The sequence below is a fragment of the Pseudoalteromonas sp. ABE4_541 genome (assembly GCF_056312285.1).
The window spans coordinates 77,863-84,693 of sequence record NZ_JBSVEM010000020.1 but is presented as its reverse complement, the minus strand read 5'-3'; the positions used below and the strand labels follow the sequence as shown (position 1 = coordinate 84,693).

The following is a 6,831-nucleotide window of genomic DNA, read 5'->3' as shown; positions in this document are numbered from 1 at the left end:
TTGCCTCAGCTTCTGCCGCTATGCGTTGACGCTCGGCTTCTTCACGCGCCGCTTGCTCTGCGGCTTCTTTTTCTGCTTGGGCTTTTGCCTCGGCTTCTGCCGCTAAGCGTTGACGCTCGGCCTCTTCATGGGCCGCTTGCTCTGCTGCTTCTTTTTCTACTTGGGCTTTTGCCTCAGCTTCGGCTGCTAAGCGTTGACGCTCGGCTTCTTCACGCGCCGCTTGCTCTGCCGCTTCTTTCTCAGCCTGTTGAGCTAGAAGTTCTGCCTCAGCCTGTTGCTTTGATTGCTCTGTATCTTTCTTGCCAAATCCGAACCAAGACAGAAATTTGTTCTTTTTTCCCATGCTCGCTAAGTACCGTGTTATTAAATCTGATAAACTAGAGGCGGCTCTGTAAAGTCGTTTAATATTAAATGACGAACCACAAATTGAGTTGCATAAAAGCTAGGAGGCTTACGCCCCATCTTTAATGCCAAAAATAATCTAAATTGATGCGCAGTGTACCATGTTCCGTTAGGATGAAAAATGCAGCGTAGTGATTTATCTAAGTGAAAATATTAAGATTCAGTGAACAGTTACGCTCATGAGAAAAAAGACCACTGCAAAAAATAATCAAAATGACGGTGTGATCCGTATTATTAGCGGGCAATTTAGAGGTCGAAAGCTACCTGTAAAAGATGTCCTTGGCCTTCGACCTACGACCGATAGAATAAAAGAAACACTCTTCAACTGGTTGATGCAAGATACTCGAGATTCAAACGTGCTTGATTGTTTTGCAGGATCTGGAGGGTTGGGATTCGAATGTTTGTCGCGTTTTGCTAATAAAGCATGCTTTATTGAGCTGGATAAAGGTGCGGCAAATCAATTAAACAGCAATATCTCAACCCTGAAGTTAACTAACGCACAGGTCATCCATGCAAACACCTTAGACGTACTGAAAACACGTAACGACAATGAGCAGTTCAATTTGATCTTCATTGATCCTCCATTTAGAAAAGACCTAGCACAGCCGTGTTGTGAACTATTAGAAGTCAACAATTGGCTTGCGGAAGACGCTTTAATTTATGTTGAAGTGGAAAACGAGTTAGATTTCTCAGCCCCCCAAAACTGGCAAATAATTAAAGAAAAGCAGGCAGGACAAGTGTTGTGCCGACTTTACCGACGAGGTGAATAACTCTCTTAAAATTTAGCCTAATTTAAGCTTTACATCACGACTTGCTTCGGATTACAATACCGCACCATTTTTGAACCACTTGATCAACATTTGATCAGCGTGAGCTATGCTCATTAATTAGGTAGGTGAATTTTTAATGCCAGTAATCAAAGTAAGAGAAAACGAACCGTTTGACGTTGCACTTCGTCGTTTCAAGCGTTCATGTGAAAAAGCAGGTATCCTTTCAGAAGTTCGTCGTCGCGAGCACTATGAAAAGCCAACAGCTGAGCGTAAGCGCAAAAAAGCTGCAGCGGTTAAGCGTCACATGAAAAAGCTTTCTCGCGAAAACGCACGTCGCGTTAAATTATACTAATCGGTTTCGGTCTTGTATAAATGAGCCTTTTAACTAAGCTAAAAGACGCACAAAAAGATGCTATGCGAGCTAAAGACAAAATCAGTCTTGGCGCAATCCGCATGGTACTTGCTGAAATTAAACAGCGTGAAATTGACAATCAAACGACATTAGATGATGCAGGGATCACCTCCGTCCTAGTGAAGTTAGTTAAACAGCGCCGTGATTCTTTCACCCAGTATAAAGATGCTGGTCGTGACGATTTAGCTGAAATTGAAGCCAATGAAATCGATGTGCTAGAAGCTTTCTTACCTCAGCCTTTGACTGAAGAAGAAATTGTAGCATTAATCGATACTGCAATTGCCAATACAGGCGCAGCAGGTATGCAAGACATGGGCAAAGTTATGGGTATAATCAAGTCTAAAGCCGAAGGTCGTGCCGATATGGGTAAGATTTCAGGCTTAATTAAGCAACGATTAAACGCATAATCCCACATACAGATTGTATGATAAAGTGAACCGAGCCCTAGCGCTCGGTTTCTTCGTCTAGGTACTAAGGAATTTCGTTAGAATAAATATGGCAGGAAAGATCCCAAGACAATTTATTGATGATTTGCTTGATAGAACCGACATTGTCGATTTAATCGATTCTCGTGTTGGACTAAAAAAAGCAGGTAAGGATTATCAAGCATGCTGTCCTTTTCATAACGAAAAATCCCCCTCTTTTACCGTATCGAGAGACAAGCAGTTCTACCATTGCTTTGGCTGTGGTGCTAATGGTAATGCCATCTCATTTATGATGGAGTACGACAAGCTTGAGTTCGTTGATGCGATTGAAGAACTCGCCAGTTTACTCAATCTAGAAGTGCCACGAGAGCAAGGTTCAGGTAAACCAGAACGAACTGTTGAACAAAAACGCTCTGACTATGACCTCATGATGCAAACTGCCAAGTTTTATCAACATCAGTTGAAACATCATGCAAATGCAACTCAAGTCATTGAGTATGTAAAAGGACGCGGTTTATCTGGAGAAATAGTCAAACAATATATGATTGGCTATGCACCACCCGAATGGGAATCTTTATGTCATCAAGTCGGCCGGAATCAACAACAGCGACAACAACTTCTTGAGCTAAAGCTCGCTTCCGAGAAAACACCTGGTCGGCAGTTCGATTTTTTCCGTGACCGTCTCATGTTCCCTATTAGGGATAAACGTGGTCGCGTTATTGCCTTTGGTGGCCGTGTTATGGGTGATAGCCAAGGGCCAAAGTATTTAAATTCACCAGAAACCCGAATTTTCCATAAAGGCTTTGAACTTTATGGCCTTTTTGAAGCCAAACAAGCAAACGATAAGCTCGACAGTATTTTGATTGTCGAAGGCTATATGGATGTCGTCGCGCTAGCAGAGCAAGGTATTACATACGCGGTCGCAGCGCTCGGCACAGCAACAACTGCGGAACATATGCAAACCTTATTCAGAACCACAGATACTGTTATTTGTTGTTATGATGGAGACCGAGCAGGTAGAGATGCGGCATGGCGAGCACTGGAACATGCCTTAGCATTTTTAAAAGATGGTAAATCTTTAAAGTTTGTTTTCTTACCAGATGGTGAAGACCCTGACTCTTTGGTGCAAAAAGAAGGTAAGCAAGCCTTTGAGGCTCGCTTGGCACAAGCCAATGACTTTTCGCAGGTGTTGTTTGAAAAGCTATCACAAAGTTGTGAATTAACTAGTGATGCAGGTAAAGCAAAATTAATGAGCGAAGCACTCCCACTCATAAGTAAATTACCCAGTGATTTTTATCAAGAAAGTCTACTGGAAAAACTCGCAAGGCTTATTGGGCGAACACGAGAGCAGCTTTCGGCAAAACTCACTACACCAAAGCAACAACAAAGTATCGAGCGAAAGTTCAAGGTAACACCGATGCGCCGAGCAATAGGCTTGCTTATTCAACATCCTAGCCTCGCGTCAAGCATTGAGCATTTGCCAGAACTCGCACAGATGAATATTCCAGGTATCGAGTTGTTTTTGGAATTACAGTCTGTGTGCTTGCAAAATCCGAACTATACTACGGCACAATTGTTGGAGTATTTTAGAGCAACCCCTCAATATGAGGCGCTTAAAAAACTCGCTATTTGGCGACATGATATAAACGAACAAGCTCTAACCCAAGAGTTTCAAAATACTTTTCAATTTATCGAAGATCAGTGTTTAAATTTTAGGTTAGAGACCCTATTAATAAAAGACAAAACCGAGGGCCTAAATAACGAAGAACGCCTTGAATGTGCGCTATTGACGCAAGCTTTAAAGCGGTAGAAGAACTAGTCAAGACAACTTTTTGCTGTTATAATGTTCTATTCACTGCGTCATGCAAATTTCGGTGTTTTTCGCTGGCGCCTGTTGTATCAATTTATCAGAGTGGAAGCATAAATCTCTATGGATCAATCTCCTCAGTCACAACTAAAACTTCTGATTCAGAAAGGTAAAGAGCAAGGTTACTTAACTTTTGCAGAAGTTAACGATCACCTTCCACAAGACATAATCGACTCAGATCAGGTAGAAGATATCATCAGTATGATCAACGATATGGGCATTCAAGTTGCGGAAAGCGCACCTGATGCCGATGAGTTGATGATGCAAGAAACAACTACCGATGAAGACGCAGCCGAAGCTGCAGCTGCGGCACTTGCAACAGTAGAAAAAGAGATCGGACGTACCACTGATCCAGTGCGTATGTATATGCGTGAAATGGGTACTGTTGAGCTTCTGACTCGCGAAGGCGAAATCCAGATTGCAAAGCGTATCGAAGAAGGTATCAACCAAGTACAGATTTCCGTTGCAGAATACCCTGAAGCAATCACTTACTTACTAGAGCAATGGGATAAGTTTGAAGCAGAAGAGATGCGCTTAAGCGACATCGTTTCTGGCTTTTTCGATCCAAATGCCGAAGAAACGCAAATTTCAGCCACTCACATCGGTTCAGAGCTAAGTGAAGAAGACTTAGCCGATGAAGATGATGAAGATGACGAAAGCAGCGAAGATGATGAAGATGCAGATACTGGCCCAGATCCTGAGGAAGCACGCGTACACTTTGAGCAACTTCGCAGTTTATATAACAAAGCACGCGAAGTCTTTGAATCAAAAGGCCGTGCGCACCCAGATTCTCAAGTAGCGATTCAAGAAATTGGTGAGCTATTCCGTACCTTTAAATTAGTACCCAAACAGTTTGACCGCATGGTTAATAACATGCGTGAAATGATGGACAGAGTTCGTGTACAAGAACGTATCATCATGAAACAAGCTGTACAAATTGCGAAGGTACCAAAGAAAACATTCGTTAAGCACTTTGCTAACAATGAAACCGATATGGCTTGGATCGACGCAGAAATCGCAGCAGGTGAAAAGTATTCTGACAAACTAGCCCAAGTGAAACCTGAAATTGAACGTTGTATCAATAAGCTTAAAACTATTGAAGAAAGCACAGGTTTAACAGTAGAACGCATTAAAGACATCAACCGTCGTATGAGCATCGGTGAAGCGAAAGCACGCCGAGCGAAAAAAGAAATGGTTGAAGCTAACTTACGTCTTGTGATCTCGATTGCGAAAAAATACACCAACCGTGGTCTACAGTTCTTGGATTTGATCCAAGAAGGTAACATCGGTTTGATGAAAGCTGTAGATAAATTCGAATACCGCCGAGGCTATAAGTTCTCGACTTATGCAACGTGGTGGATCCGCCAAGCAATTACACGTTCAATTGCTGACCAAGCACGTACTATTCGTATTCCGGTACACATGATTGAAACTATCAACAAGCTGAATCGTATTTCTCGTCAAATGCTTCAGGAAATGGGCCGCGAGCCAAATCCTGAAGAGTTGGCAGAACGTATGATGATGCCTGAAGATAAGATCCGTAAAGTGCTTAAAATTGCTAAAGAGCCAATCTCTATGGAGACGCCTATTGGTGATGATGAAGATTCGCACTTAGGTGATTTTATCGAAGACACCACCATTGAATCGCCTATTGACTCGGCAACAATGGAAAGTCTTCGCGGTGCAACCAACGAAGTGCTTGCAGGCCTAACGGCACGTGAAGCCAAAGTACTCCGTATGCGCTTCGGTATCGATATGAACACTGACCATACTCTAGAAGAAGTAGGCAAACAGTTTGACGTAACACGTGAGCGTATTCGTCAGATAGAAGCAAAAGCGTTGCGTAAGCTACGTCATCCTTCTCGCTCAGACCTATTGAAAAGCTTCTTAGACGTTAAAGGGTAATCGCCTTTTTAACGCAAAAGACTTAAATAAAGGCCGCTACTTGCGGCCTTTTTACTAACTCGCAAATTTAGGAACGATCATGGCTTGGATCCAAATCCGCATTCACGCTAATAAAGAAACTGCCGACCAATTGAGTGACTTACTGCTTGATGTTGGTTGCCCATCAGTCACTTTCGTAGATGCTAGTAATAACCCAGTATACGAACCAAAACCAGGCGAAGTGATTTTATGGCCAGAGACAACAGTAATAGGCTTATTTGACGCCGCACACGATATGGATGTGGTAGTCGCTTATTTACAGTCAAACAGTGAAAAGCAGTTAACCTATAAAATTGAGCAACTCGAAGATAAAGATTGGGAACGAGAGTGGATGGATAACTTCCACCCAATCAAGTTCGGAGAGCGCCTGTGGATCTGTCCTAGTTGGCGCGATATCCCTGATCCAGATGCTGTTAACGTACTCCTTGATCCTGGCCTTGCATTTGGCACAGGCACCCATGCTACTACAGCATTGTGCTTAAAATGGCTTGAGAGCCAAGACTTAACTGGTAAAACTGTCGTCGATTTTGGTTGTGGCTCAGGTATTTTAGGAATAGCAGCTATCAAACTTGGCGCTGAGCGTGTAATAGGTATCGATATTGACCCGCAAGCGCTTGCTGCAAGTTTAGATAATGCACGGCGCAATGGTGTGGCAGATCAATTAGAAGTTTATTTGCCTGAAAACCAACCAGAGTTTAACGCTGACGTGGTCGTGGCCAATATTCTTGCACAGCCTCTTCGTGAACTTCATGAGGTCATTTTGGGTTTCTTGAAACCAAATGGGCAACTTGCCATGTCTGGCATCTTAGAGGAACAAGCGCAATCGGTTGCTGATGTATATGCACCTTTTATTGCCCTTGATGCTATTGCACAAGAAGGTGAGTGGACACGCGTCAGTGGTGTTAAAAAATAACCCCCATAGCTCACACATCTCAGTTAGTAACTTGTAACAGCTAAAGCCTGTGTTTAACAGGCTTTACTGTTTTTTCACAGCCATAATCTCGCCCCCAA

General features: G+C 42.9%; 6 protein-coding genes and 1 pseudogene. 6 read left to right on the top strand and 1 reads right to left on the bottom strand.

The genetic code is table 11. The features are described 5' to 3' along the window. A pseudogene (locus tag ACW689_RS17515) lies at nt 1-343 on the bottom strand (signal recognition particle-docking protein FtsY); the annotation flags it as partial. Between the two features lie 238 nt (nt 344-581). Between ACW689_RS17515 and rsmD the strand changes: the two are divergent. The 6 genes from rsmD to prmA all read left to right on the top strand — a co-directional run bounded on the left by rsmD (nt 582) and on the right by prmA (nt 6,733). Further along, complete coding sequence (gene rsmD, locus ACW689_RS17510) at nt 582-1,172, top strand: 16S rRNA (guanine(966)-N(2))-methyltransferase RsmD (RefSeq protein WP_476293327.1); 591 nt, start codon at nt 582-584, stop codon at nt 1,170-1,172. 136 nt (nt 1,173-1,308) lie between these two features. Continuing rightward, the gene (gene rpsU / locus ACW689_RS17505) at nt 1,309-1,524 is read left to right on the top strand and encodes a 30S ribosomal protein S21 (RefSeq protein ID WP_010362466.1); all 216 of its coding nucleotides are present in this window, start codon (nt 1,309-1,311) and stop codon (nt 1,522-1,524) included. 20 nt (nt 1,525-1,544) lie between these two features. Continuing rightward, nucleotides 1,545-1,991 carry a GatB/YqeY domain-containing protein gene (locus ACW689_RS17500; protein ID WP_476293325.1) on the top strand — a complete coding sequence of 149 codons (447 nt, stop codon included), beginning with the start codon at nt 1,545-1,547 and terminating at the stop codon, nt 1,989-1,991. 88 nt (nt 1,992-2,079) lie between these two features. Continuing rightward, the gene (dnaG, locus tag ACW689_RS17495; protein WP_476293324.1) at nt 2,080-3,819 is read left to right on the top strand and encodes a DNA primase; all 1,740 of its coding nucleotides are present in this window, start codon (nt 2,080-2,082) and stop codon (nt 3,817-3,819) included. A gap of 120 nt (nt 3,820-3,939) precedes the next feature. Then, nucleotides 3,940-5,781 (top strand): RNA polymerase sigma factor RpoD, encoded by a 1,842-nt coding sequence (gene rpoD / locus ACW689_RS17490; protein ID WP_476293323.1) that lies wholly within the window; start codon nt 3,940-3,942, stop codon nt 5,779-5,781. A gap of 79 nt (nt 5,782-5,860) precedes the next feature. Then, nucleotides 5,861-6,733, top strand: a complete 873-nt coding sequence (gene prmA, locus ACW689_RS17485) for a 50S ribosomal protein L11 methyltransferase (RefSeq protein WP_476293321.1) — start codon at nt 5,861-5,863, stop codon at nt 6,731-6,733. Nucleotides 6,734-6,831 lie beyond the last annotated feature (98 nt).

Excerpts from the sequence above, each read along its gene's own strand:
- rsmD (WP_476293327.1), top strand. The coding sequence starts at position 582 with ATGAGAAAAAAGACCACTGCAAAAAATAATCAAAATGACGGTGTGATC.
- rpsU (WP_010362466.1), top strand. The coding sequence starts at position 1,309 with ATGCCAGTAATCAAAGTAAGAGAAAACGAACCGTTTGACGTTGCACTT.
- ACW689_RS17500 (WP_476293325.1), top strand. The coding sequence starts at position 1,545 with ATGAGCCTTTTAACTAAGCTAAAAGACGCACAAAAAGATGCTATGCGA.
- dnaG (WP_476293324.1), top strand. The coding sequence starts at position 2,080 with ATGGCAGGAAAGATCCCAAGACAATTTATTGATGATTTGCTTGATAGA.
- rpoD (WP_476293323.1), top strand. The coding sequence starts at position 3,940 with ATGGATCAATCTCCTCAGTCACAACTAAAACTTCTGATTCAGAAAGGT.
- prmA (WP_476293321.1), top strand. The coding sequence starts at position 5,861 with ATGGCTTGGATCCAAATCCGCATTCACGCTAATAAAGAAACTGCCGAC.